At 68.1% G+C, this 25,044-nt stretch carries 26 protein-coding genes and 1 tRNA gene; 7 read left to right on the forward strand and 20 right to left on the reverse strand.

Going from position 1 to position 25,044, the window contains the following annotated elements:
- Positions 1 to 83: 83 nt before the first annotated feature.
- Positions 84 to 482 carry a peptide-methionine (R)-S-oxide reductase MsrB gene (gene msrB, locus J2Y54_RS09725; RefSeq protein ID WP_310039123.1) on the reverse strand — a complete coding sequence of 133 codons (399 nt, stop codon included), beginning with the start codon at positions 480 to 482 and terminating at the stop codon, positions 84 to 86.
- A gap of 31 nt (positions 483 to 513) precedes the next feature.
- Positions 514 to 1,137, reverse strand: a complete 624-nt coding sequence (locus tag J2Y54_RS09730; RefSeq protein WP_310039125.1) for a methyltransferase domain-containing protein — start codon at positions 1,135 to 1,137, stop codon at positions 514 to 516.
- A gap of 191 nt (positions 1,138 to 1,328) precedes the next feature.
- Here J2Y54_RS09730 and J2Y54_RS09735 point away from each other — a divergent pair, with 191 nt between their 5' ends.
- Positions 1,329 to 1,652 (forward strand): antibiotic biosynthesis monooxygenase, encoded by a 324-nt coding sequence (locus J2Y54_RS09735; RefSeq protein ID WP_310039126.1) that lies wholly within the window; start codon positions 1,329 to 1,331, stop codon positions 1,650 to 1,652.
- Between the two features lie 38 nt (positions 1,653 to 1,690).
- Positions 1,691 to 2,965 (forward strand): MFS transporter, encoded by a 1,275-nt coding sequence (locus J2Y54_RS09740; RefSeq protein WP_310041265.1) that lies wholly within the window; start codon positions 1,691 to 1,693, stop codon positions 2,963 to 2,965.
- On the opposite strand, the gene J2Y54_RS09745 is transcribed toward J2Y54_RS09740, so the two are convergent.
- Positions 2,916 to 5,210, reverse strand: coding sequence for a CDC48 family AAA ATPase (locus tag J2Y54_RS09745; protein WP_310039128.1), 2,295 nt, complete (start codon positions 5,208 to 5,210; stop codon positions 2,916 to 2,918). The genes J2Y54_RS09740 and J2Y54_RS09745 overlap by 50 nt on opposite strands.
- A gap of 456 nt (positions 5,211 to 5,666) precedes the next feature.
- Here J2Y54_RS09745 and J2Y54_RS09750 point away from each other — a divergent pair, with 456 nt between their 5' ends.
- A complete protein-coding gene (locus J2Y54_RS09750) occupies positions 5,667 to 6,557 on the forward strand; it encodes a LysR substrate-binding domain-containing protein (RefSeq protein WP_310039130.1) in 891 nt (296 codons plus the stop codon).
- A gap of 6 nt (positions 6,558 to 6,563) precedes the next feature.
- On the opposite strand, the gene J2Y54_RS09755 is transcribed toward J2Y54_RS09750, so the two are convergent.
- From J2Y54_RS09755 to J2Y54_RS09765, 3 genes are read right to left on the reverse strand one after another with little or no spacing between them, the layout of a single operon-like run.
- Entirely contained in the window at positions 6,564 to 6,836 is a 273-nt protein-coding gene (locus J2Y54_RS09755; RefSeq protein ID WP_310039132.1) for a type II toxin-antitoxin system RelE/ParE family toxin, read from the reverse strand.
- Positions 6,824 to 7,006 carry an antitoxin gene (locus J2Y54_RS09760; RefSeq protein WP_310039133.1) on the reverse strand — a complete coding sequence of 61 codons (183 nt, stop codon included), beginning with the start codon at positions 7,004 to 7,006 and terminating at the stop codon, positions 6,824 to 6,826. The genes J2Y54_RS09755 and J2Y54_RS09760 overlap by 13 nt, the downstream gene beginning before the upstream one ends.
- Positions 7,007 to 7,052: 46 nt before the next feature.
- Positions 7,053 to 9,359 (reverse strand): DNA translocase FtsK 4TM domain-containing protein, encoded by a 2,307-nt coding sequence (locus J2Y54_RS09765; RefSeq protein ID WP_310039135.1) that lies wholly within the window; start codon positions 9,357 to 9,359, stop codon positions 7,053 to 7,055.
- A gap of 85 nt (positions 9,360 to 9,444) precedes the next feature.
- Between J2Y54_RS09765 and J2Y54_RS09770 the strand changes: the two genes are divergently transcribed.
- Complete coding sequence (locus J2Y54_RS09770; protein WP_310039136.1) at positions 9,445 to 10,662, forward strand: FAD-dependent monooxygenase; 1,218 nt, start codon at positions 9,445 to 9,447, stop codon at positions 10,660 to 10,662.
- A gap of 109 nt (positions 10,663 to 10,771) precedes the next feature.
- On the opposite strand, the gene J2Y54_RS09775 is transcribed toward J2Y54_RS09770, so the two are convergent.
- Positions 10,772 to 11,380 (reverse strand): LON peptidase substrate-binding domain-containing protein, encoded by a 609-nt coding sequence (locus J2Y54_RS09775; protein ID WP_310039139.1) that lies wholly within the window; start codon positions 11,378 to 11,380, stop codon positions 10,772 to 10,774.
- Positions 11,377 to 12,288 (reverse strand): tetratricopeptide repeat protein, encoded by a 912-nt coding sequence (locus J2Y54_RS09780; protein WP_310039140.1) that lies wholly within the window; start codon positions 12,286 to 12,288, stop codon positions 11,377 to 11,379. The genes J2Y54_RS09775 and J2Y54_RS09780 overlap by 4 nt, the downstream gene beginning before the upstream one ends.
- Before the next feature lie 191 nt (positions 12,289 to 12,479).
- On the opposite strand from J2Y54_RS09780, the gene J2Y54_RS09785 reads away from it, so the two are divergent.
- The 3 genes from J2Y54_RS09785 to J2Y54_RS09795 all read left to right on the forward strand — a co-directional run bounded on the left by J2Y54_RS09785 (position 12,480) and on the right by J2Y54_RS09795 (position 14,060).
- Positions 12,480 to 12,554, forward strand: a tRNA-Gly gene (locus tag J2Y54_RS09785).
- A 217-nt stretch (positions 12,555 to 12,771) separates the two neighbouring features.
- On the forward strand, positions 12,772 to 13,227 hold the full coding sequence (locus tag J2Y54_RS09790) for a DUF2147 domain-containing protein (RefSeq protein WP_310039142.1): 456 nt from the start codon (positions 12,772 to 12,774) through the stop codon (positions 13,225 to 13,227).
- Positions 13,228 to 13,262: 35 nt separating this feature from the next.
- Positions 13,263 to 14,060, forward strand: coding sequence for a DUF72 domain-containing protein (locus tag J2Y54_RS09795; RefSeq protein WP_310039143.1), 798 nt, complete (start codon positions 13,263 to 13,265; stop codon positions 14,058 to 14,060).
- On the opposite strand, the gene J2Y54_RS09800 is transcribed toward J2Y54_RS09795, so the two are convergent.
- The 12 genes from J2Y54_RS09800 to J2Y54_RS09855 form a co-directional block, all read right to left on the reverse strand.
- Positions 14,050 to 15,222, reverse strand: a complete 1,173-nt coding sequence (locus J2Y54_RS09800) for an NAD(P)/FAD-dependent oxidoreductase (RefSeq protein WP_310041266.1) — start codon at positions 15,220 to 15,222, stop codon at positions 14,050 to 14,052. The two genes, J2Y54_RS09795 and J2Y54_RS09800, sit on opposite strands and share 11 nt — an antisense overlap.
- A 1-nt stretch (position 15,223) precedes the next feature.
- Positions 15,224 to 16,342: a CaiB/BaiF CoA-transferase family protein gene (locus tag J2Y54_RS09805; protein ID WP_310039144.1), complete on the reverse strand. Its 1,119-nt coding sequence runs from the start codon at positions 16,340 to 16,342 to the stop codon at positions 15,224 to 15,226.
- Positions 16,339 to 16,857, reverse strand: a complete 519-nt coding sequence (locus J2Y54_RS09810; protein ID WP_310039146.1) for a GNAT family N-acetyltransferase — start codon at positions 16,855 to 16,857, stop codon at positions 16,339 to 16,341. Before J2Y54_RS09810 ends, J2Y54_RS09805 begins: the two co-directional genes overlap by 4 nt.
- A complete protein-coding gene (locus J2Y54_RS09815) occupies positions 16,857 to 18,041 on the reverse strand; it encodes an acyl-CoA dehydrogenase (protein ID WP_310039148.1) in 1,185 nt (394 codons plus the stop codon). The genes J2Y54_RS09810 and J2Y54_RS09815 overlap by 1 nt, the downstream gene beginning before the upstream one ends.
- Position 18,042: 1 nt before the next feature.
- Positions 18,043 to 18,912 carry a hypothetical protein gene (locus J2Y54_RS09820; RefSeq protein ID WP_310039150.1) on the reverse strand — a complete coding sequence of 290 codons (870 nt, stop codon included), beginning with the start codon at positions 18,910 to 18,912 and terminating at the stop codon, positions 18,043 to 18,045.
- 24 nt (positions 18,913 to 18,936) lie between these two features.
- Positions 18,937 to 19,611 (reverse strand): uroporphyrinogen-III synthase, encoded by a 675-nt coding sequence (locus J2Y54_RS09825; protein ID WP_310039152.1) that lies wholly within the window; start codon positions 19,609 to 19,611, stop codon positions 18,937 to 18,939.
- Positions 19,608 to 20,519, reverse strand: a complete 912-nt coding sequence (gene hemC / locus J2Y54_RS09830) for a hydroxymethylbilane synthase (protein ID WP_310039154.1) — start codon at positions 20,517 to 20,519, stop codon at positions 19,608 to 19,610. Before hemC ends, J2Y54_RS09825 begins: the two co-directional genes overlap by 4 nt.
- A gap of 41 nt (positions 20,520 to 20,560) precedes the next feature.
- Complete coding sequence (locus J2Y54_RS09835; RefSeq protein WP_310039156.1) at positions 20,561 to 21,757, reverse strand: acetyl-CoA C-acyltransferase; 1,197 nt, start codon at positions 21,755 to 21,757, stop codon at positions 20,561 to 20,563.
- Positions 21,758 to 21,824: 67 nt separating this feature from the next.
- On the reverse strand, positions 21,825 to 22,610 hold the full coding sequence (locus tag J2Y54_RS09840) for a crotonase/enoyl-CoA hydratase family protein (protein ID WP_405052906.1): 786 nt from the start codon (positions 22,608 to 22,610) through the stop codon (positions 21,825 to 21,827).
- A gap of 58 nt (positions 22,611 to 22,668) precedes the next feature.
- Positions 22,669 to 23,265 (reverse strand): response regulator transcription factor, encoded by a 597-nt coding sequence (locus J2Y54_RS09845; RefSeq protein ID WP_310039161.1) that lies wholly within the window; start codon positions 23,263 to 23,265, stop codon positions 22,669 to 22,671.
- Entirely contained in the window at positions 23,231 to 24,160 is a 930-nt protein-coding gene (locus tag J2Y54_RS09850; protein ID WP_310039164.1) for a transposase, read from the reverse strand. The genes J2Y54_RS09845 and J2Y54_RS09850 overlap by 35 nt, the downstream gene beginning before the upstream one ends.
- Complete coding sequence (locus J2Y54_RS09855) at positions 24,157 to 25,044, reverse strand: hypothetical protein (RefSeq protein WP_310039166.1); 888 nt, start codon at positions 25,042 to 25,044, stop codon at positions 24,157 to 24,159. Before J2Y54_RS09855 ends, J2Y54_RS09850 begins: the two co-directional genes overlap by 4 nt.

A 25,044-nucleotide genomic window follows, 5' to 3' on the forward strand; every position in this document is an offset into this window, starting at 1 on the left:
TCGGACGATGTTTGCCGATCTACGCGTGAACGAAGCCTGTCACAAGCGGCGCGTTGGCCGATCGCCAGCGCGGATCCTGTGCCTCACGCCGCGCGCGGGTCGAATTCCAGCGCGACCGAATTGATGCAGTAACGCAGACCCGTCGGCGGCGGCCCGTCCGGGAAGACATGCCCCTGATGTCCGTCGCAGCGGCCGCAGCGCACCTCGATCCGAACCATGCCGTGGCTGGTATCGCGATACTCGGCGATATGGTCGGGCGCGATCGGACGGGTGAAGCTGGGCCAGCCCGACCCGGAGTCATATTTGTCGTCGCTGTCGAACAGGTCGAGCGCGCAGCCAGCGCAGCGATAGATGCCGTCGGCCTTGAGGTCCGAATAATGTCCCGAAAAGGCACGTTCGGTCCCGGCCTCGCGCAGCACATGATATTGGGCGGGGGTCAGGCGTTCGCGCCATTCCGCGTCGGGCAGGTTCAGCTGGTCCATCGCACGAATGTGTGGTGCGCGCGGCCCCACGTCAATCGGCCGGGGCGTCCTTCCATGCCCACCACAGCTGGGCGGGGGGCACATTCCACCATTCCATCGCATGATCGATGCGCGGGAAATGGGGGGTCAGGAAATTGCGGACGTTGGGATTGAACTGATAGACTAGGAACTGGCCGCCGGGGCGCAGTACCCGCTGCGTCGCCGCGGCGATGGCATCGCCAACGCCCGGCGGCAGCGTCGAAAAGGGCAGGCCCGACAGGACATAGTCGGCATGGGTCGCGCCATGATCCGCGACGATCGCGTTCACATCGGCAGCTGAGCCATGAATCACGGAAAAACGCGGATCGACAATGGTCCGCCGCAAATAGGCGACAAAGTCGGGATTGGTGTCGATCGCGATATATTTGGCATCCGGCCCGAGCCGGTCGAGCACCGCCCGGCAGAAGGTGCCGACACCCGGCCCATATTCGACGAACAGCTTGCACTGGTCCCAGTCGACCGGGTCGAGCATGCGCCGGATCAGCTTGCGCGACGACGGAATGATCGATCCGACCATCACCGGGTGCTTGAAAAAACCCTGTAAAAACAACGCCTGGGGCGAAAGCGGGCGCGGAGCCTTGCGCTTCGCGCGGGCGATCGTGGTCGAACCGGTCATCAACAATCCTCAAACGGTGTCGCGCTTCTGTAGGACAGGTGCCACGGTCCTGTCATCATTGACGTTTGCCCCGGCAGCGGCGGGCGGGGCGCCGGAACGCACGGCAGGGCAGCCGCAACCGCTCGACCGGGAGAACGATTGCGGCCCGCAGCCGGTTGCGCCGCCGGGTGAAACATTTCATCCTGCAACCTATGGAAGAGCTGCGTGCCGGCCAGATTGCCGTCCTTTTCGTGTCGCAGCGCACCGGCGACGATCCTGACGGCTATGCCGAGGCAGCCGCAGCGATGGCGGCGCTTGCTGCGCAGCAACCGGGCTATGCCGGGATCGAAGCGGTGCGCGATGCTGGCGGATTGGGGATCACCATCAGCTATTGGCGCGACGAAGCGGCCGCACTGGCGTGGCGCGATCATCCCGAGCATGCGCGGATCCGCGATCTTGGCCGTGCGCGGTGGTACGCCTGGTACCGCACCGAGGTGACACGGGTCGAGCGCAGCTATGGCTGGGCACGCCCGTGACGAGCCCGCGCATCGACCGCAGCTTTGCCATCCTGTTCATGGTCATGTTCGTGATTGCGGCGGGCAACACCGCGCTGCAATCGGTGCTGCCCGCGCTGGGGCGCTCGCTCGGCGTGCCCGACAGCGCGGTGGCGGCGGCCTTTTCGGTGTCGGCACTGTTGTGGACCGCGGTGGCGCCGTTCTGGGCCAACCGATCGGACCGGCATGGCCGGCGCAACATGGTCCTGCTCGGCCAGATCGGGCTGACCGCGTCGCTGTTTTTCTGTGGCCTGTTCCTTGCCGCCGGGATCAATGGCTGGATCGCGCCGGTGACGGCCTTTGCCTTCTTTGTCGCCGCGCGGATGCTGTATGGCGGGTTCGGGTCGGCCGCGCCGCCGGCGATCCAGGCGATTGTCGCCGCGCGCACCAGCCGCGACGAGCGGACCAAGGCGCTGACCCTGCTCGGCTCGGCCTTTGGCCTTGGCACGATCCTGGGCCCCGCGATCGCGCCCTATCTGGTGCTGGGCGATCTGTGGCGCGGCGGGCCGACGATCGGCCTGGCCGGTCCCGCGCTGATCTTCAGCGGCGTGGCGCTGGCGATGCTGTTCGCGATCGCGCGGCTGCTCCCCCGCGATGTCGACGATCCGGTGAGCCATGGCGCGGCATCGAGCTATCCCTCGATCGGCGGGCAGGCGAGCGGGGCGAGCGTGACCGCGGCGACCGCGGCCAAGATCGAGCCGATCGGCTTTCTCGACCCGCGCGTGCGTGCATGGATGATCTGCGGCCTGGTCCTCGGCCATGCGCAGGCGATGGCGGGACAGGTGATCGGGTTCCTGATCATCGACCGGCTGGGCGTCGCGCCGCTGGAAGCGATCGAGGCGACCGGGCTGGTGCTGATGATGGGCGCCGGATCGGCGCTGCTGGTGCAATGGGGGATCATCCCGCTGTTGTCGCTGACCCCGCGCCAGCTGATGCTGATCGGACTGGTATTGAGCGCGGTCGGATGCCTGGCGACCGGGACGGCGACGTCGCTGTACGGCATCGCCACGGCCTATGCGCTGACCACGATGGGGTTCGGCTTTTCACGGCCGGGCTTTACCGCCGGATCGTCGCTCGCCGTGCCTCAGGGGGCGCAGGGTTCAGTGGCGGGCAAGGTCACGTCGATCAATGGTGCGGCATTCATCCTCGGCCCGTCGATCGGGGTCGCGCTGTACGGCGGATGGCGGCCGCTCCCCTATCTGGTCGCGGCCGCCGCCCTGGCGATCCTGGTCGTCTATGGCTGGTTCAGTCTTCGGACGAGCGAGTCCGCCCCTGCAGCATCCCCGGAGCAATAAAGCCGATCGGGTTCAGCGCAACCGCGTCCTGCTTCATCTTCGAGACGATCTGCGCATATTCGCGCTCCATTTCCGGCGTGACGGTGGCGCGCGAATCGGCGAGCGCCGCTTCGAAATGCGCCATCGTCACGGTGCGGGCCGGCGGCTGCTCGCGCAGCGCAGCAAGGCCCGCGCGCCGGGTAACGTCCTCCAGGTCCGCCCCGGTGAAGCGTTCCGTCCGCGCCGCGACCGCAGCCAGATCGACATCCTCGGCGAGGGGCATTTTCTGCGTCTGGATCCTGAGGATGCGCTCGCGCCCGGGGGCATCGGGCACGCCGACATAGATCAGCTCATCGAGCCGGCCCGGACGCATCAGTGCCGGGTCGATCAGGTTCGGCCGGTTGGTTGCACCGATCACGACGACCGACTGCAGCTCCTCCAGCCCGTCCATCTCGGCGAGGATGGTGTTGACCACCCGCTCGGTCACCTGCGGCTCACCCATTCCCGACCCGCGCGCGGGGACGAGGCTGTCGAGTTCGTCGATGAAGATCACGCACGGCGCGACCTGACGGGCGCGGGCAAATAGGCGGGCGATTTGCTGCTCGCTCTCGCCATACCATTTGGACAGCAGGTCGCTCGATTTGGTGGCGATGAAATTCGCCTGCGCCTCGCGCGCCACGGCCTTGGCGAGGAGCGTCTTGCCGGTGCCGGGCGGACCATAGAGCAGGAAGCCCTTGGCCGGACGGATGCCGAGGCGGCGGAACGCGTCGGGATCGCGCATCGGCAGCTCGACACCTTCCTTGAGGCGCATCTGGGCATCGTCGAGGCCGCCAACATCCTCCCATGTGATGTTCGGCTTTTGCACCATCACCTCGCGCATCGCGCTCGGCTGCACGCGCTTCAGCGCCTCGACGAAATCCTCGCGCGTGACGGCGAGGGTTTCGAGTACATCGGCCGGCACCGTCTTTTCGCTGAGGTTGAGGCGGGGCATGATGCGGCGCACCGCCTCGATCGCCGCTTCGCGGGCGAGTGCGGCGATGTCGGCGCCGACAAAGCCGAAGGTGGTGCGGGCGAGCTCGTCGAGATCGACGCGCTCCTCGATCGGCATGCCGCGGGTGTGGATGCCCAGAATCTCGCGCCGGCCGCGCTCATCGGGTACGCCGACGATGATCTCGCGGTCGAAGCGACCGGGACGGCGCAACGCCTCGTCAATCGCCTCGGGCCGGTTGGTCGCGGCGATGACGACGATGTTGGCGCGCGCCTCCAGCCCGTCCATCAACGTCAGCAGCTGGGCAACGAGGCGCTTTTCTGCCTCGCCCGAAACCTGCCCACGCTTGGGCGCGATCGAATCGATCTCGTCGATGAACACGATCGACGGCGCGTTCTTGGACGCTTCCTCGAACACCTCACGCAGCCGCTTTTCCGATTCGCCATAGGCTGACCCCATGATCTCGGGACCGTTGATCAGAAAGAATTGTGCGTCGGATTCATTGGCGACCGCGCGGGCAAGGCGGGTCTTGCCGGTGCCGGGCGGCCCATGGAGCAACACCCCCTTGGGCGGATCGACGCCCAGCCGCTGAAACAGTTCGGGGTAGCGCAGCGGCAGTTCGACCATCTCGCGCAGCTGGTCGATCGTTGCGGCCATGCCGCCGATGTCATCGTACGTCACATCGGCGCGACGCAGTTCGCGCGCTTCCTCGAACTCGTTGCGCAGCTCGATCTCGGTATCGGCGTCGATATGCACGATGCCACGCGGCACCGCCGACACGACGGTCAGGCGAATCTCCTGCAGCGCATAAGCGGGCGCGCGCAGATGCTGGAGCACGTTGGCCGGCATGTCCGACACGCGCTGTTGCCCGACGGTCGAAATGGTGTCGCCCTGGCACAGCGGACGGCCAAGGAAGGTGCGGCGCAGCGCGTCGCCCGATCCTTCAAGGCGCAGGTCGCGGCGCGCGGGAGCGAAGACAACGCGAGTCGCGGGGCGCGACTCGGCCTTGCGCACTTCGACGAAATCGCCCGAGCCGACTCCGGCATTGGCGCGCTGAAGCCCGTCGATGCGCAGGATTTCCAGCCCCTCATCCTCGGGATAGGGAAAGACCACGCGCGCGGGCGTGGTGCGCTTGCCGATGATCTCGACCACATCGCCCTGTTGCAGGCCAAGTGCGTCCATCAGCGCACGGGGCAGATGTGCAAGGCCCCGGCCGCTGTCCTCGGGTCGCGAATTGGCGACCTGCAGCTTGCGCGTGTCTGATTCGGTGTCGGCCATCGGCTCTCCTTTCGCCCGTCGGGGGGTGACGCGCAGATAGGCAGCCGGTTCCGTGTCGGCTAGAGTTGGGGTGAAACGGCACCGGGCCGATCCGCCATCCGGACACCCAGCGATAGCATGAGGGGTGGCCGGGTGCGACTAGCCCCGCAAATTACCGGTTTGCCGGGACCCTGTGGGGCAGCGGGCCCGTGCCGAACCCTTTGCCGAATCAGACGCGCAAAAAAATGGGCCGGTCCGAAGACCAGCCCTTTGAAAGGTTTAGGAGAGGATGCCTGAAAGGCACGTCCTATGTGCAGTGCGGCGAGTTTTTGTGCAAGTGCGAAGAGCTACCTATACGATTGCAGATTCTGCAATCTGTAACATTCGCCGTTTACAGCGGATGACAGGGCTGTCTTGCGCCCCGCGTCATCATGGGTGAGTTGTAAAATGCTGCACCGCAGTACAAACCGGTAACCGATGCGTCGTTTGCCGCCCCTCACCGCCATCGAGGCGTTCGTCCAGGTCGCGCGCCTTGGCTCGGTCAAGGCGGCGGCGGAAGAGCTGGCGCTGTCGTCACCGGCGCTGAGCCGCCGGGTGCAGGCGCTGGAGCGCTTCATCGGCAAGCAATTGTTCGAGCGCCGGCACCAGGCGATGAAGCTGAATGCCGAGGGGGAGCGGCTGCTGCATCTGATCGCACCCGCGCTCGACACGATGAGCGACGCGATCGAAAGCATGAACAGCGGGGCGGAGCTGCTGCGGCTGCGGCTGGGTACGCCATCGCTGTTCGCGACCCAGCGGCTGATCCCGCATCTGGCGGCGTTGCGCGCCGTGCATCCGCAACTCCACCTCGATATCGATACCGGCGGGCATGGCATGTCGCGGCTGGGCGACGGGCTCGACGCCGCCATCGTGCTGGCGCGCGATATCGAACCGACGCTGTACGGCCGGCGGCTCGACCGCAACCGCATCCGCCCGGTCGCGGCGCGACGGCTGGCCCATGGCGCCGAGGCGATCGGCCGGCCCGAGGAGCTGGCCGGCTATTCGATCCTGGCGCATCGCGACATGGCCGACAGTTTCGAGATCTGGCGCGCGGCATTGGGCCTGCCCGATCTGGAGCCGGTGTCGATCGACCTGTTCGATTCGGGATCGCTGATGCTGGAGGCAGCGGCGCAAGGCGTGGGCGTCGCCTTCATGCTCGATTCGCATCGCATCGACCCGGACGATCCGCGTATCGCGACATTGTTCGGCGAGCCGAGCGTGAAGAGCCCGTACAGCTACTGGTTCGTGTGCCGCCCGCGCGCGCTGGAGCAGCGGCCGGTGAAGCTGTTCCATGACTGGCTGATCGGGCTGATCGATATCGAGGGGTGAGCCGACTCAGTCGCGATGTTCGCGACCGTGCTTGATGTCGCCGATAATCACGCAATTGCCCTCTACCTTGTAACGGATCACATAGGGCGGGACCGTAACCAGCTCGCGGCGTCCGCGCGTCGAGGGGCGTCCTCGGTCGGGGAACTCCGCCAGGCTGTTCGCAGCCTCCACCAGTCGGCGGGCCAGTCTGCGGGAAGCATCAGGATCAAACTGGGCGACATAGCCACGAATCAGATCGAGCCGAATCAGGGCCCGTCGCGTCCAGATTATTTCAGCCATTCGGCCGGAGCGGCGGTTTCTTCAGGAGTTCCCCATTTCGCCAGCCATGCGGCCACCTCGGCGTGATCCACGATTCGGCCAGCGGCGACGTCGGCGTCCGCTTCGGCATCTGCGATCCGGTCGGCCTCGTCCTGTGGCGGACGATCGAAGATATCGCGTTCGGCGTTCATCGGCTCAACATATCATGGCATCGGAGATGATGCGAGCGAGAGACTGTCACAACGGCCGCCCGTCCTGATCCATCAGCACCTCGCGCCGGCCGACATGGTCGGGGCGGGAGACGAGGCCGTCCTTTTCCATCCGTTCGATCAGGCGCGCCGCCGAGTTGTAGCCGACGCGCAGCTGGCGTTGCAGCCATGACGTCGAGGCCTTCTGGCTCTCCGCGACCAGCTGCACCGCGCGGCGGTAGAGCTGTTCCTCAGGGCTGTCCTCGCCGGTCGGGGCACCGTCGAGGGCGAATTCACCGCCGTCCGGCTCTTCGGTGACGGCGGAGATGTAGTCGGGCGCGCCCTGCGCACGCCAGTGATCGGCGACCGCCATCACCTCTTCATCCGACACGAACGGGCCGTGGACGCGGGCGATCTGCTTGCCGCCGGGCATGTAGAGCATGTCGCCCTTGCCCAGCAGCTGCTCGGCGCCCTGTTCACCGAGGATCGTGCGCGAATCGATCTTCGACGTGACGTGGAAGCTGATTCGGGTCGGCAAATTCGCCTTGATCACGCCGGTGATGACGTCGACCGACGGGCGCTGCGTCGCCATGATCAGGTGGATGCCGGCGGCGCGCGCCTTTTGCGCGAGCCGCTGGATCAGGAATTCGACTTCCTTGCCCGCGGTCATCATCAGATCGGCGAGTTCGTCCACCACGATCACGATCTGCGGCAGCGGGGTGAGGTCGAGCGTCTCTTCTTCGTACAGCGGCTTGCGCGTTTCGGGATCGTAGCCGACCTGGACCTTGCGACCGAGCTTCTGCCCCTTGGCGAGCGCCTGGCGCACCTTGTCGTTGAAGCTGCCAAGGCTGCGGACATTGACGGACGCCATCATGCGATAGCGTTCCTCCATCTGCTCGACCGCCCATTTGAGCGCGCGGACCGCCTTCGGCGGATCGGTGACCACATCCGCCAGCAGATGCGGGATGTCCTTGTACATGCTGAGTTCCAGCATCTTGGGATCGATCATGATCATGCGGCACTGGTCCGGGGTGAGCCGGTAGAGCAACGACAGGATCATGCAGTTGAGCCCGACCGACTTGCCCGAGCCGGTGGTGCCCGCGACGAGCAGGTGGGGCATGGGGGCAAGATCGGCGATGACCGGATCGCCCGCGATATTCTTGCCGAGGACCAGCGGCAGCTGGGCACCCATGTCGACAAAGGATTCGCTGGCGATCAGTTCGTGCAGGCTCACCGTCTCGCGCTTGGCGTTGGGCAGCTCGATGCCGATCACGCTGCGGCCGGGGATGGTCGCGACGCGGGCCGACACCGCCGACATGTTGCGGGCGATGTCGTCGGCGAGCTGGATCACGCGGCTGGCCTTGATCCCGCTGGCCGGCTCGAGCTCGTACATCGTCACCACCGGGCCGGGGCGGACTTCGACGATTTGCCCCTTGACGTGGAAGTCGTCGAGCACGCTTTCGAGCAGCCGGGCGTTACGCTCAAGCGCAGCCTTGTCGATCGCGGTGCTGCCCGACTTGGCGGGTTGCTTGAGCAGGTCGATCGGCGGGAGCTGATAGCTGCCCTTGAAGTCGAGGCTGGCCTGAACCGGCTTGGCCTTGGGCGGGGTCGGCGCCGGAACGCGTTCGGCGATGACCGGACCCGGACGGTCGTCGGGCAGCGCCACCTTGCGCGGGCGCGGGGCAGCAGGCGTGAAAACCTCGTCGGCATCGTCGATGTCGGTGTCGAACGGCAGCGCGCCGACCGCCTCGCGCTGCGGCTTGCGCGGCAGACGGATATGCTGGCGGAAATCGAACTGCACGCTGCGCGCCCACAGGATCACGCCAGCGATGCCGAGGATCAGCCCGACTGCGCGGGTGCCCCACAGGGCGATCGTGGCGTCACCGCTGAGGCCGAGCAGCCCGCGTACCGCGCTGACGACCGCAAGGCCGAACACGCCGCCCCAGCCGCCCGGCAGCTCCATCACCGCCACGCTGGAGATCGAGGCGAGCGCCGCGCCCATCAGGGCAATGCCGCCGAGCGCGCCGAGCAGCATCCGCCGCCAGTTCCCCGCACCTTCGCCGCGCCACAGCCGCAGGCCGAGGATGAGGCCGACCGGCGCGAGCAGGACGATCGGCAGCCCGCCCAGCGCGAGCAGCAGGTCGGCGAGCCACGCGCCGGGTGTGCCGAGCAGGTTGCGCGCCGGGCCGCCCGCGGCGGTGTTGAGCGAGGGGTCCTCGCCACTATAGGTCCCGATCGCGAGCACAGCGGCCAGCGTCAGCGCGAACAGCGCGATCGCGCCGATCAGCGCCCCGCTCCGTCGTGCCCCTGCCCGCATCGTGTCACGCCACAGCATCGGCTGCGCCCGGCTCGCCATCATTCCCACCCGTGTTCGATAATCGTTCTAAGCATTCACCTTGGGGAGTCTGGCGTCAAGGCGGGGGGTGGGATAACGGGGTCACATGAGTAATGCGGACCTCTTGATCCTTGGCGGCGGACTGGTCGGGAGCGCGCTTGCCGTGGCGCTCGACGCGCATGGCATCTCCAGCATCGTGGTTGATACCGCGGATCCGGACGCGATCCTGGCGGCCAGCCATGACGGGCGCGCGTCTGCCATTGCCGCCGCGCCGCTGCGCATGCTCGAAGCGATCGGCCTGACCGACGATCTGGCGGGCAAGGGCTGCCCGATCGAGAGCATCCGCGTGTCGGATGGCCTGAAGCCCGGCAAGCTCGACTTCGACCCGCAGGAGGGCGAGGGCGCGCTCGGCACGATGTTCGAGAATCGCGACCTGCGCCGGGCGCTGATGACCGCAGCCCAGCGCGCGCCGCTGGCCGATGTGCGGATGAAGACGCGCGCGCTGTCGGTCGCGCGCGACGCAACCGGCGTCACCGCGACGCTCGATTCGGGCGAGACGGTGCGGGCGCAGTTGCTGATCGGGGCGGAGGGGCGTGCATCGCCGACGCGCGACGCGGCGCTGTTGCGCGTGGCGCGCTGGACCTACGATCACTCGGCAATCGTGACCTCCCTCCACCACGAGCATTCACACGAGAATACCGCGTTCGAGATCTTCTACCCACAGGGGCCGTTTGCGATCCTGCCGCTGCGTGATGATGAAAACGGGCATCGCTCGGCGATCGTCTGGTCGGTGAAGCGCAGCGAGGAAGCGGGGATGATGAAGCTCTCCGAACGCGGCTTCCTTGCCGAGGCGGACAAGAAGATGGGCGGGTTCCTCGGCAAGCTCGGGCCGCTGGGGCCGCGCTTCAGCTATCCGCTCGGCTTCCACCATGCCGCAAAGATCACGGCGGAGCGGCTGGCGCTGGTCGGCGACGCCGCGCACGGCATCCACCCGATTGCGGGGCAGGGGGTCAATGTCGGGTTCCGCGACGTGGCGGCCTTGGTCGAGGTGCTGGTCGAGGGAAAACGGCTTGGGCTCGACATGGGCGATCCCGCGCTGCTGTCGCGCTACGAACGCTGGCGCAGCCTCGACACGATGATGGTCAGCATCGCCACCGACGCGCTGACGCATCTGTTCGGGCTTCCCGGAGGGGCGGCGAACGCGGCGCGGCGGTTCGGGCTGTCGGCGGTGGACAAGGTGCCTAGCCTCAAGAACTGGTTCATGGCCGAAGCACGCGGCGAATCGGGCAAGGTGCCGCGATTGCTGCATGGGGAAATGGCCTGACCATCACCACCGTCGCCCCGGCCTTGAGCCGGGGCTGGGCTTCTTAGGCTCACGATGAAGAAAAAGCCCCGTCCCGGGTCAAGCCCGGGACGACGAGAGGGGCGGTGGCCTACTGCAACGTCCCCTCGTCCCCCTCATGCCGGCCGAAAAACTGCATCAGCTGGATGATCAGCTCGGCGCGGTCGGCGATCGTGTCGGCTTCCAGCAGCGCCTGTTTGGCGGCGGGGTCGAAGGGGGCGATCTGGGCGATGCCGTTGACGAGGTTTTGGTCGTCGAGCCGCGCGACCGATTCCCAGTCGACGGCATAGCCCTGGACCTCGGCAAAGCGGCGCGATTCGAGTTCGAGTGCGGCGCGTGCGCCCATCGACAGGGTTTCGTCGACCGGATCGGCGATCAGTTCGGCCTCGACCTGGCGGAACAGGGTGGTCACTTCCAGCTCGCGCAGGATGCGGAAGCGTGACAGCCCCTCCAGCACCACGTTGAACCGGCCATCCTCCATCGCCTCTACATCGGCGATGCGGCCGACACAGCCGATCTCGAACAAGGGCGGCTTCTCGCCACCCCCCTTGGGCTGAATCATCGCGATGCGGCGGTCGCGGGCGAGGCTGTCATTGACCATCGCCCGGTAGCGCGGCTCGAAAATGTGCAGCGGCAAATGCATGCCGGGGAACAGCAGCGCCCCGGGCAGCGGAAAGATTGAGAGGCGAGTAATCGTCATCCGAACAGGATGGCCGACAGCTTGCGGCGCTGCGCCGATACCCACGGGTCCTCGAGCCCGACCGCTTCGAACAGCTTGAGCAGGCGCGCGCGGGCGGCGCCGTCATTCCATTCCTTGTCCTCCGCAATCATCGCGAGCAGCGTGTCGGCGGCGGCCTGACGGTCGCTGCCCATCAGCGCGCCGGCCAGCTCGTAGCGCGCTTCCATATCGCCGGACGCGGCCTTGGCGCGCAATGCGCCGAGTTCATCGTCATCGGCGGCGGCAGGCGCTTCCTGTGCCAGGCTGAGCGCGGCGCGGGCGCGTTCGACCTCGGGCGCCTTGGCGGCGTCATCGGGCAGAGCGGCGAGTACGGCGGCGGCTTCGTCGAGCCGCGCCAGCGCGGTCAGCGCACGCGCGCGACCGGCGGCTGCCTGGGCACTGTCCGGCGCGATTTCGGCAATCTGTTCGAAGATCGACAGCGCGCGTTCGGTCTCGCCGCCCGCCAGCACCTCTTCGCCCATCGCCAGCAGCGGCTCGAGCTCGGCGGCCTGTGCGGCGGCGTCGCTTTCCACCGGGATCTGCCGCAAAATCTGGTCGAGCATCGCCTTGAGCTGCGATTCGGTGCGGGCGTTGGTCAGGTCGGCGACCAGCTGGCCCTGGAACATCGCATAGACGGTCGGGATCGAGCGCACCTGGAACTGCGCGGCGATGAACTGATTCGCGTCGACGTCGATCTTGGCGAGCATCACGCCCTTATCGGCATAGTCGGCTGCGACCTTTTCCAGCACCGGGGCGAGCGCCTTGCACGGCCCGCACCATTCCGCCCAGAAATCGAGGATGACGAGCTTCGTCATCGACGGTTCGGCGATGTCGCGGCGAAACGCCTCGACGGCTTCCTTGTCGGCGGGCGAGAGTCCAAGCGTGGCCACGGCGAATCCCTTGTGATTGCGAACGATGATCTGGCCCCTATTTGGGCGTTGCGGTGCGCCGGGCCAAGCCCCCGCACGCGAAAGCGCTTTTGATGCAAGTTGGGGGTTGCAGACCCCGAAAGCCACTGCTAGAGGCCGCCACCTTGCCCCGCCCCCTCGGGAAACCGGGAGGGCAAATCAGGCGCCAGAGAGCGGGCGTAGCTCAGGGGTAGAGCACAACCTTGCCAAGGTTGGGGTCGAGGGTTCGAATCCCTTCGCCCGCTCCAGTCGCCGCGCAACGGTCGCGGCGACACAGCATCGATCAGCCATGCGCTTCATCTCTTCGGACTATGCGGGCCGAGAACGCACTGCGCCTGTTCAGGCGGTTGCGCACCTGCCCCCTTCCTGCCCTTTTCCCGCCAGTCCCGGCCCCTAATTTACTGTATAAGCGTGGTTAACGCGCATCGCTGCGCGATTCTCGCACGACAGGATGGAGGTTCAACCATGACGATCGACGGAGTGGTGCGGCACGCGGCGCGGTCGCGGGCATGGGTGATGGCTGTCACCGGGCTGACGCTGCTTGCCGCGCCTGCGCTATCGGCAACGGCCGCGGGCAATGGCGCCACGCTTCCCGCCGCGAGCGAATGGCGCAATCCCAAGAACACGGTGCATATCCGAATCACGCCGTGCGGCGGTGATCGGATGTGCGGGACGGTGATCTGGGCGAGCGAAAAGGCCAAGGCCGATGCGCGCAAGGGCGGTACCGATCCGCTGGTCGGCGCGAACCTGTTCCGCGAATTCCGTCAGGTGGCGCCCGGTGAGTATAAGGGCCGCGTGTTCGTACCCGACATGAACCGCACCTTCAGCGGGCAGATGCGGATCGAAGGCAATTCGCTGATCGGGAAGGGCTGTGTCCTCGGCATTATCTGCAAGTCGCAGACCTGGACGCGTATTTCGTGATGCGCGGGAGTGCCGTGGCGCGTTAAGCAGCGCAGATGACGCACGCACCCATTCGCACCGGCATCGGCGGCTGGACCTTCGAACCCTGGCGCGGGACCTTTTACCCTGAGGGCCTCGCGCAGAAGAAGGAGCTGGAATTCGCCAGCCGCCAGCTCGGCGCGATCGAGATCAACGGGACCTATTATTCGGGATTTAAACCCGCGACCTTTGCCGGATGGGCGGCGAGCGTGCCAGACGGATTCGTGTTCGCGGTCAAGGCATCGCGCTATTGCACCAACCGCAAGGTGCTGGGCGAAGCGGGCGAATCGGTGGCGAAGTTCGTGGGGCAGGGAATCACGGAGCTTGGCGACAAGCTCGGCCCGATCCTGTGGCAGTTCATGGCGACCAAGAAGTTCGATGCCGCGGATTTCGGTGCATTTCTGAAGCTGCTGCCCGCCAGCCATGACGGCGTGAAACTGCGCCACGCGGTGCAGGTACGGCATGAAAGCTTTGCCGTGCCCGAGTTCGTGGCGCTGTGCCGCGATGCCGGGGTGGCGATCGTCTATGCCCATTCGCCCGAATATCCGGCCATCGCCGACGTGACGGGCGACTTCGTCTATGCGCGGCTCGAATCGGGCGAGGACGACAATCCGCTCTGCTATCCCGAAGCTGAGATGGACCGCTGGGCGGACGTCGCGCGCTGCTGGGCGGCGGGCGGACGACCCGATAGCCTGCCCTATGTCGAGGAGCGCGATCCGCCCGCGGTGCCGCGCGAGACCTTCGTCTTCTTCATCCATGGCGGCAAGGTGCGCGCACCGGCTGGCGCGCAGGCGCTGGCGGAACTCATTCGCTGAGGCCGAGCCGCGCGAGCGGATGGCCGACCGTGCCGCTGACCAGCGCAGCCTGCACGGCGGTGAACGGCCACAGCTTCGACACCGGCCCCATCACCCGGTCGCGCAGCCAGGGGATGGCCGCGCCATCGGACTGATAGACCGGGGTCAGCACCCGGCTGAGCAATTGGTAAAGCTGGATCTGGTCGCGTCGCAGCCGGATCGCTTCGCCCAGCGCGTCGCCGAGCGTGCGGCAGCGGCGGAGCCCGAGGGCAAGCGCATAGGCGTCAAGCAGCGCCATATTGGCGCCCTGACCCAGCTGCGGGCTGGTCGAATGCCACGAATCGCCAATATGGATCAGGCGATCGGCGACCGGTTGGCGCAGGGTGCGGTGGGCATAGCTGGCGAAGGTCAGCTGCTGCGGATCGACGATCTGGTCGAGCAGGGGCGCGGTGGCTGGCCAGAGCGATGCCACCGCATCCTTCCACGGCGCCAGTCCGGTCGCCCGCCAATCGGCATGGCGATCGCCCCGCAGCGACCAGAATTGTGCCGCGCGGGGAGCCTTGGCATGGTGTGGCGTACCGATCGGCAGGACCCCCGCCATCACGCTGGCCCCGCGATATCGCTGTTGCAGTGCATTGGGGATGAACCCGTCTGCCCAGTCGAGATCGGCCCAGAGCGCACCAAAGGCGAGCGGCGGCGTGGTGGGGACCAGGGGGGACCGGCAGCCCATGGCGTCGACGACCAGGTCAAACCGCTCGGTTCGCGTGCCGTCGGCGAAATACAGGCGACCATCGCGGCAGCCGGTGATGTCCCGCCCCGTCTCGACCGCGATGCCACTGGCGCGGACCGGCGCGTGAAGGATCCCGAACAGCGTCGCGCGGTGCACACCGATCCCGACGCCGCCGCGTTTCAGCGCGGCATAGCGGACGTCGAGGACGCAGCGCGCGCCGGCATGGCCGACCAGCCGCGTGACCGGTGCTCCACGCGCGACCAGTTCCGCCTCCAGCCCCAGCGCACGCAGCACCGCCTGTCCGGTAGGCTGGATCAGCAGGCCCGAGCCGAGCGGGCGGGGATGATCGAATCGTTCGAACAGCGTGACGCGATGGCCGTCGCGGTGGAGCAGCAAGGCAGCGGCGAGCCCGGCGATGCCGCAACCTGCGACGGCGATGCCGCGCGGCGGCAGCTCAGTGCTCCGGCGGGCGCGCGGGACTGGCGCGGTCGGATACCATGCGCTGCCCGTCGATCACGATCGGACTGGCGACGCCGGGAAGTCCCTGCGCCAGGATTGCCATGCCGCGTGCGATCACCTGCGGGTCGGCGAATACCTCGTCCACCGTGTTGATCGGCCCGGCGGGAACGCCCTGGGCCTCCAGCGCGTCGGACAGCGCCTGTTTGGTCCAGCCCGCCACCGCCGCCTGAATCGGTGCGATCAGCCGGGCGCGGTTGCGCACGCGCGCCGGGTTGGTCGCGAAATCGGGATCGTCGGCGAGGGTGAGGCCGAGCACGCTGCACAGCTTGCGGAACTGCGAATCATTGCCGACCGCGATGATCAAGTCGCCGTCGCTGGCGGTGAACGCCTGATAGGGGGCGAGGTTGGCATGGCCATTGCCCATGCGGTGCGGCACCTTGGCGGGGTTCGCCATCCAGTTCAGCGCCTGATTGGCGAGCACCGCGACCTGGGTGTCGAGCAGCGCCATGTCGATCTGCGCGCCAACGCCCGTCGCATCGCGCTGACGCAGCGCGGCGAGGATCGCGACGGCGGAATAAACCCCGGTGAAAATGTCGGCATAGGCGATCCCCGCCTTTTGCGGCGCGCCGTCGGGCTCGCCGGTCAGCGACATGATCCCGCCCATGCCCTGAATGATGAAATCATAGCCGGCGCGGTGGGCATAGGGGCCGGTCTGGCCGAAACCGGTGATCGAACAGGTGATCAGGCGCGGGTTGATCGCGCTGAGGCTGGCATGGTCGAGGCCGTATTTGACCAGCCCGCCGACCTTGTAATTCTCGATCAGGACATCGGCGTCGGCGACCAAAGCGCGCACCTCGGCCTGGCCTCCGGGCGTCGCAATGTCGATGAAGCGCGCGGTCTTGCCGCGATTGGCCGAGTGGTAATAAGCGGCGTCGCGGCTCACGCCATCCGCGTCGTGCAGGAAGGGCGGGCCCCAGTGGCGCGTGTCGTCACCCGCACCGGGGCGCTCGACCTTGATCACATCTGCGCCGAGGTCGGCCAGCAGTTGCCCGCACCATGGCCCGGCGAGGATCCGGGCGAGCTCGACCACCTTGATCCCGGCGAGCGGCTTCATGCGCGGCAGATCTCGTAGACGACATGGTCGGGGAAGGACTTCCCGCCGCCGCGGTGGGTGCGGCCGGGAACCAGCTGTCCGCCGATCTTTTCCATCGCCCCGCGCGAGCGCAGATTGTCCTGCCCGACCAGGAACACCGCGCGATTCACGAAGCGGTGGATATGGTCGAGCATCAGCCGCTTGATCTCGCGATTGTAGCGACCGCCCCAATAGGCGCGGGCGATGAAGGTCCAGCCGATCTCGATCTCGTCCTCTTCCGGCACCCAGCAGTCATAGCGGCTCGACCCGATCACCGCGCCGGTCGCCTTGTCGAGGATCGCGAGCCCGCCGCCGCACGCCAGTGCATCGGCGAAGAACGTCCGGAACACCGGCTCCTGCCAGCGGTCGTGCGCCGGGTGGAGTTCCCAGATCAGCGGGTCCGATGCGACGGCGAACAGGGCGTCCCAGTCAGTGGCGACCAGCGGCCTGATGACGACCAGATCGCCGACAAGGGTCGGTTGCCGGTCGGGCTCCATCAAAACGCGGCGATGCCCGTGATGGCGCGACCGAGGATCAGGCCGTGGACGTCGTGCGTGCCCTCATACGTGTTCACCGTTTCGAGGTTGATCGCATGGCGCATCACATGGAAGTCGGCCGAGATGCCATTGCCGCCATGCATGTCGCGCGCGACGCGCGCGATGTCGAGCGCCTTGCCGCAATTGTTGCGCTTGATGATGCTGATCGCGTCGGGCGCCAGCGTACCCTCGTCGAACATCCGCCCGGCACGCAGTGCCGCCTGGAGGCCGAGCGCGATTTCGGTCTGCATATTGGCGAGCTTGAGCTGGACCAGCTGGGTCGCGGCCAGCGGACGGCCGAACTGGTGGCGGTCGAGCGTGTACTGGCGTGCGGCATGGAAACAGGCTTCCGCCGCGCCCATGCTGCCCCAGGCGATGCCGTAGCGCGCGCGGTTGAGGCAGCCGAACGGCCCCTTGAGCCCCTGCACCTCGGGCAGCAGCGCGTCCTCGCCAACCTCGACCCCGTCCATCACGATTTCGCCGGTGATCGATGCGCGCAGGCTAAGCTTGCCTTCGATCTTGGGCGCGGACAGGCCCTTCATCCCCTTTTCGAGGACGAAGCCCTTGATCCCGCCGCCATGGGCGTCGCTCTTCGCCCACACGACGAAGACATCGGCGATCGGCGAATTGGTGATCCACATCTTGGAGCCGGTCAGGCGATAGCCGCCATCGATCTTTTCGGCGCGGGTGCGCATGCCTGCCGGGTCGCTGCCGGCATCGGGTTCGGTCAGGCCGAAGCAGCCGACCCATTCGCCGCTCGCGAGCTTGGGCAGATATTTGCGCTTCTGTTCCTCGGTCCCATAGGCGTTGATCGGGTGCATCACGAGGCTCGACTGCACGCTCATCGCGCTGCGATAACCCGAGTCGACCGCCTCGACCTCGCGCGCGACCAGGCCATAGGCGACATAGCCAAGACCGGCGCCGCCATAGGTTTCGGGGATGGTCGGGCCAAGCAGGCCGAGTGCGCCCATCTCCGACATGATTTCGCGGTCGAACCGTTCGTCGAGAAATGCCGAGCTGACGCGCGGGAGCAGTTGTTCCTGAGCATAAGCGCGCGCCGCGTCGCGGACCATGCGCTCCTCATCGGTCAGCTGTGCGTCGAGCGCGAACGGATCCTGCCAATCGAACCGGCCCATTTCGGCCATCTTACTCTCCTGTACCAATCGATGCCGGCGTGGCCGGTGCGCGCGCGCCGGTGACCGGCTGCGCCTTTCCCTGGATTGCCGCGGTTTCGAGCGTGTCGAGCGCGCGGCGTGTTTCGATATAGCGTCCGGCGGCGGCCATCCAGCTTTCGGCCCCCTGGGCGCCGGGCAGCCGCGAGACTTCGGCGAGCGCTGCTTCGACATGCCCCTGCGCGAGCAGGCGCCGCGCGCGCGCCAGCCGCTCGCGCGGGTGGGGGCTGGGCGAACCCTGTTTGCGGATGATCACCAGCGTCGACAGTTCGCGCTGGATCGCGCTCAGCCAGCCATCGTCGGGCTGCGAGGTCGACAAGCGCGGGGCAATCTGGTCGAAGGCGAGGCGCAGGTCTTCGAGCGTCAGCGGTTCGGCCGAAGCGCCGATTACCGTGGTCACCGCGTCCGGGGCAGCCGGGCCCAGGCGCTGCTTCAGCTCTCCGGCGATGATTCCGAGGTCCTGGCCCCGTTCGAGCGCGCGCCGGGTCGCGGTTACCAGCATCATCGCTTCGGCGCGGCCGGCATAGCTTGCCGCCACGCGGGCATCGCCATCGGTTGCGCGCAGCCGGGCATCGAGCTGGTCGAGCCGCGCGGCCAGCGCCTGCTCGCGCGCGGCCAGCGTGGCGACGTCGGTTGCGGGCACCATTGCCGGGGCCGGCGGTGCCAGTGGTTGAACCGGTGCGGCCGGTGCAGCGGGCGGCGCCACCCCCCATCCGCCGCCAAGGCGGAAGACGATCGCCATCGCGGCAAGGCCGGCGATGAACGCGACGAGGATGGCGACCAGCACGACCGTCAGCTGGTTGGCGCGTGCGGACACGGCCGGGATCGGGGCTTCGGGGGTCATGACCTGCTTATTCTCCCGATGCGGTCAGGGGTCAATCGCCAGTCGCCGCGCAGCCGCGATCAGCGCCGTGTCGTCCGGCCGCGCCGCGATCGCGCGGTCGGCCCAGCCGGGCCCGGCGGCGTCGGCAATCGCCGCGCTGAGGGCGGCGATGCGCACCGTTCCGCGCGGAACGCGATGGCGGTCCAGCTCGGTACCGAGGCGCTGCGCGGCGCGTGCGGAATGGAGCAGTGCCACGGACCCGTGGAGAGACTCCGCCTCGGCTGCGTTGAGCGGGCGCGGGGTGCTGGCATAGACCGGGATGAACTGACGCAGGGCGGGGTGCGTGCTGGCCGTGCGATCCTGTCCCGCAAGCCAGAGCAGCCGTCGCTGCGGCGGCTGGCCGGCGAGCAGCGCGGCGAGATCCGAGTCGCCGGTGGCGGCGACAGTCAGGCCAGCGGCCGCCGCAACGGCGGCAGTCTGCGGCCCGACCGCGAGCACGGGAAGCTGCGCCAGAATGGCGAGGCCGGGTCCGCCATGGCGCACCGCATTGGCGCTGGTCAGCACCAGCGCGTCGAACGCGGCGGGGTCGGGCGGAGCCCAGGCGAGCGGGCCGACCGTGAACAGCGGCGTTGCGCGGGCGGCAAGGCCGGCTGCGTGCACGCGTTCCAGTGTCGCCCGGTCGCCCGGGGCAGGGCGGAGGATGGCGAGCGGCCGGGTCAATGCCCGAACAGGCGGCGCAACTGCGGCGAGGCGCCGGCCAGCAGCGCCTGGGCCAGTTCCACGGCCTCATGCGGGGTCCCGTCGAGCCCGTCGCGCACGATGCGGACCTGTTCCGAGCCGTCTTCGCGCAGGATTTCGGCGCGCAGGTGCAAGCCGTCGGGCGTCAGCATCGCGTGCGCCGCGACCGGGGAGTGACAATCGGCGCCAAGCGCGGCGAGCAGTGCGCGCTCCGCCCAGACGCAGCGCGCGGTGGTTGCGTCGCCGATGGCGGCGATCTGGGTGCGAACCGCCGCATCCTCGGCACGGACCTCGATCCCCACCGCGCCCTGCGATGGCGCCGGCAGCATTAGGTCGGTGTCGATCGCCACGCCGACATCGCCATAGCCCAGGCGGTCGAGCCCGGCTGCAGCGAGCAGGGTGGCATCGGCTTCGCCCGCTGCCACCTTGGCGCGGCGCGTGTCGACATTGCCCCGCAGCGGCACGATCGACAGATCGGGGCGCAGCCGGCGCAGCTGCGCGGCGCGGCGCGGCGAACTGGTGCCGATGCGCGCGCCCGCCGGCAGCGCGTCGATCGAATCCGCACCGATCAGCCGGTCGCGCACATCGGCGCGCGGCAGCATCGCGGCCACCGCGATGGTTTCCGGGCGGATCGTCTCGACATCCTTCATCGAATGGACGGCAAGGTCGATCTCGCCGTCAAGCAGCGCGCGGTCGAGTTCCTTGGTCCACAGCGCCTTGCCGCCGATCTCGGCGAGCGGGCGATCCTGAACGCGGTCGCCGGTCGTGCGGATCGGCACGATCGTCACCTGATCGGGCGCCCAGTCATGCGCGGCGAGCAACGCGTCGCGGACAAGATTGGCCTGAACCAGTGCGAGCGGCGATCCGCGTGTACCCAGTCTGAGTTGCATGGCGCGGCTCTAGCGAAGCCGATCGGGGATGTCGAACCGGGTCAGACGATCTCGAACAGCCCGGCCGCGCCCATGCCGCCGGCGGTGCACATCGACACCACCACCCAGCGCACCCCGCGCTTGCGCCCCTCGATCAGTGCGTGGCCGACCAGCCGCGCGCCGGTCATCCCGAACGGGTGGCCGATCGCGATCGCGCCGCCATTGACGTTGTACTTCGCGGGATCGATGCCGAGGTGGTCGCGGCAATACAGGCACTGGCTGGCAAAGGCCTCGTTGAGCTCCCACAGCCCGATATCGTCCACCGACAGCCCGGCGCGGTCGAGCAATTTGGGAATCGCGAAGACCGGACCGATGCCCATTTCCTCCGGGCCGCAACCCGCTGCCTGAAACCCGCGATAGATGCCGAGAATGTCCTTGCCCTCGGCCTGGGCGGAGGCGCGGTCCATCACGATCTGCGCAGCGGCGCCGTCGGACAGCTGGCTGGCATTGCCGGCGGTGATGTTCCGCCCGTCCTTGATGACCTGTCCGTCCTTCCACACGGTCTTGAGGCCGGCCAGCGCCTCGGCAGTGGTGCCGGGACGGATGCCTTCATCCTGCGTGACCGTCACCTGCTCGCTGCCGGTGCGGTTGCCCTCCTTGTCGAACAGCGCCTTTTCGACCGTGATCGGCACGATCTCCTCGACGAACGCACCGTTTGCCAGCCCCGCCTCGGCGCGCTGCTGGCTCTGCGCGGCATAGGCGTCCTGCGCTTCGCGGCTGATGCCATAGCGTTCGGCGACGATCTCGGCGGTCTCGATCATCGGCATGTAAGCGTGCGGTTCGTTGGCCAGCACCGATTGGTTGGCGAAGCGCGGCGCGTCCTTGTTTACCGTCAGGCTGATCGATTCCATGCCGCCCGACAGCGCGACATCGATATCGCCCGCGATGATCGAGCGCGCCGCCAGCGCCAGCGCGGTGAGCCCGGAGCCGCATTTGCGGTCGAGCGTGAAGGCGGGGACGCTCGGCGGCAGCCCGGCGGCGAACACCGCCATGCGCCCGGCATTGGCCCCCTGCGTGCCCCATTGGTTACCGACGCCCCAGAAGATATCGTCGATTCGCGCCGGATCGATGCCCGCGCGCGCGACCGCAGCGTTCATCACATGCGCAGCGAGCACGGGTGCTTCGGTCGCGTTGAATGCGCCGCGATAAGCCTTGCCGATGCCGGTCCGGGCGGTGGAGACGATCGCGGCTTCGCGCATGTTCATCCTCTCATTCGTATATCGGGTATGGCGTTTCCTTATCGCGGGTGGGCACGCATTGGAAGTCTCAGTCAGCGAAGGTCGGGGCGCGTTTCTGCATATTGGCCATCACCGCTTCCATCTGGTTGGGCGAACGCATCAGCTTGGCCTGCTCCGCGCTTTCGGCGACCAGGATCGGTCCTGCGGCGGCATCGGCGGACAGGTTGGCGAGGCGCTTGGCCGCGCGGATCGCCTCCGGATTGCGCCCGGCAATCGCACGGGCGAGCGCCATCGCCTCGGCGTGTGGGTCATCGGCGAGGCGGGTGACGAAGCCGAGGGCCAGCGCCTCGGCCGCGTCGAATTCGCGCGCGGTATAGATCAGCTCGCGCAGGACATCGTCGCGCACGGTGGTGCGCCACAGCGCAAAGCCGGCCATGTCAGGGACGATTCCCCATTTCATTTCCATGATCGCGCAGCGTGTATCCGGCGCGATGATGCGGATGTCGGCGCCCGAGAGGATCTGGAATCCGCCGCCGAATGCGATGCCATGCACCGCGGCGATCACCGGAACGGGCAGGGTGCGCCAGCCCCAGGCGACCTGCTGGAACAGATTGGCCTCGCCATGGCTGCGCGCGCCAAGATCGAGCCCGGAGCCGCCGCCGGCCATGCTGGCCATGTCGAGGCCGGCGCAAAAGGCGCGGCCCTCTCCCGACAGGATCACGGCGCGCAGCCCGGGCAGCGCGGCGAGCGTATCGATCGTCTGTGCGATCGCCGCGAACATCGCCGGGTCGAGCGCATTCATCTTGTCGGGGCGAACCAGCCGGACATCGGCGATGCCGTCGGCAAAGGTCATGGTCACGCGCTGTTCGGTCACTTGCAGCCTCTCCATCGCTTCGCGCCGGTGCTGCCCGGCACTGGAATTGACGCGCACGTTAACCCGCGACGAAGCGATAGCCCAGCCCTCTGCGGCTCTGGATCAGCGGGACCGCGAATGGGCGGTCGATCTTGGCGCGCAGGTTGGACACATGGACCGCAACGACGTTGGTCCCGGGATCAAGGCGCAGACGCCAGACCTGGTCGAGCAGCTCGCGCCGGGTGGCAAACTGGCCTGCGCGTTCGGCAAGATAGCGCAGCAGCGTGAATTCGCGCGGGACCAGCGCGATCGGCACCCCCTCCCGCGCCACGGTGCGCGCGAGCGGATCGATCGTCACCGGACCGACCACCAGCGCCGCACGCCCGGCGGCGCGGATGCGCAGGTCGAGCCGCGCGGCCAGCTCGTCCGCGTCAACCGGCGGCGCGATCGCGTCCGCCGCCCCCGAATCGAGCGCGGCGAGCAGTTCGGTGCGGTTGGCGGCCAGCATGATGTGCGGGACGCTCCCGGCACGGACTGCGCGCCCGGCCTGCCAGCGGCACAGGATCGCCGCCACCTCGGTCCCCACGGGTGCCGCAGACGCGCCATGCGCGAGTGCATAGCCCCGGGCGCGGACCGCGCAGTCAAGCTGAGGTATCTCGACTTCGGACAGAATCACCGGGGCCACGGCCCGGATTTGAGCGGGTTGCGCCGCCCTTGTCTGCCCGCGAAATGTCCGGAATGGCGGGATCGGGCGGGGGCGCCGGGTCGGGGCGGCACGAGTCGGCGACGCCCGCTGCTGCGGACTCGAGCGCGGCGCGCGCGGTCGCGCGCATCCGGGGATGCGGATGGCGCCGCGCGAGCTGATCGGCCAGATCGACGCCATTGCCGCCGCCAAGATGCGCGGCGATCGCGACCAGCCCTTCGGCCGGCGAGGTCGACAGGATGCCGGTGACCGCGCCCGTGGCGGGATCGAAGCGGTGCTGGTCGATCCAGCGCTGTTCCGGAGGAATGACGAGGATGTTGAGCGTCACCGAAAACTGTTCGGGGGGCAGCTGTGCATGCACGTCGCGCTGCATGCGGTAGAGCTGTACCTGTCCGGGCAGGAGCTGGCGTCGCCCGGTGAAGCGCAGCGGCAGGTCCGGCCGCGCCGGATCGCGCTCCCAATAATCGCTGCGATAACCCGGACCGAGATAGCCATAGGTCAGGAACGAGAAATTATGGTCGTGCGCCATGCCATAGGCGAACGGATCCGGCCCGCTCGCACGCACGATCGCGTCGTCCGCCGCCGGCCAGAAATTGGCGCGCAGCAGATAACGGCCATTGGCCGAATGCAGTAGAAAGCTCTGGGCGCCATAGCCATTGAGGGCGGACTGCCCCGCGCAGCGGCTCTTGAGCTCGGCGATGGCGAGGTCGGCGAGAAAGCCGCGGTTGCGGCCGAGGCGGGCGAGCAGCGGGCCAAGCGCGGCGATGCTGTCCTCGTCATGGGCGTGGAACGGCGTGGTCTCGAGCGTATCGATCAGCACGTCGAGCCCGATAGCGGCGCCGTCGCCCGGATCGATGCTGCGGGTCATGCCGTGGCCATCCGCGCGGCAAGGGTAGCGAGCGTCCGACGGGAAGCGGCGCGCACGGCCGCATCGGGATCGTGCGCGGCCATGGCGGCCAGCCGCGGATGTGCAGCATGGGCATCGAGCATCAGCCATTCACGCATCGCCGCCCAGCGCAGCTGCGGCGCTGCATCGTGGCTGGCCGAGTCGAAACACGCACCAGCATCGGCGCGTCCGCTGGCCCGCAACAACATCAGCAGCAGCTCTGCACGCGATGCCGCATCGTCGGCCGAAGCCTGACGCAGCAGTCGCCCGTCCGCCACCGCGAACTCGCGGACCAGCGCATCCGCGCCCGGCTTGACCGTGGCGGTAACCGCGACGACGTCGCGCGCGGCGGCGACGATCAGCCGGGCTTCGCGGACCCCGTCCTGCATGATCAGCATGCCGTCGGCGAGGGTTTCGCCCGCGACCTCGCTGCAGCGGACCGGGACGTCCGATTCGATCCGCTGCCACCGGCGCACCTGCGCGTCGCCGCCGCGCAGATAGCGGGTCACGCGCTGGCGCCCCGGCAGCACGAACCTGCTCGGGGGACCGGCGCTGGCCAGCGGGGCAGCGGCCGTGATGCTGGCGCTCAGCGTGAGTGCGGGAAGATCAGCGAGCACCAGCGCAGTGCGGCGCGCGTCGCGCTGGACGCGGATGGCGGGCGCGAACCATGGATCGGCGGCAAGCCCCGCGATCAGCGGCGCCAGCACCTCGGCCAGCCATGTGCAGTCGCTCAGCAGCGCGATCGCCGCGGCGCGGATCGCGTCCGGGTGCTGCAGCCCGGCCATGCGCGCCGCGACATGCTGCGCCAGCCGCGCGTGAAACCGGTCATTGGCGGCACCGCCATGGCGTGTCGCGAGCGTCGCCAC

The organism is Sphingomonas sp. BE123 (genome assembly GCF_031456015.1).
Lineage (GTDB): Bacteria > Pseudomonadota > Alphaproteobacteria > Sphingomonadales > Sphingomonadaceae > Sphingomonas.